The organism is Pseudomonas sp. Larv2_ips (genome assembly GCF_963879675.1).
In the GTDB taxonomy this organism is placed as follows: Bacteria; Pseudomonadota; Gammaproteobacteria; order Pseudomonadales; family Pseudomonadaceae; genus Aquipseudomonas.
This window is the reverse complement of sequence record NZ_CAWOAW010000043.1, coordinates 18,822-19,092: the sequence shown is the minus strand read 5'-3', so window position 1 is coordinate 19,092 and position 271 is coordinate 18,822.

The following is a 271-nucleotide window of genomic DNA, read 5'->3' as shown; positions in this document are numbered from 1 at the left end:
TGCCTGCGATGCAGGCACCTCGGTGTATCAGGCACACCCAGTTGATGCCATCGCAGGCAAGCCAGCTCCCACCTTTGACCGAGTACAACGAGGAGCACCCATCTACCTGATGCACTGCGCTCCCACAAGGTGACCGCGTTCAACTGCCAGTAGCGCAGTGCTTGGCTTTTTTGTGGGAGCTGGCTTGCCTGCGATGCAGGCACCTCGGTGTATCAGGCACACCCAGTTGATGCCATCGCAGGCAAGCCAGCTCCCACTTTTGACCGAGTAC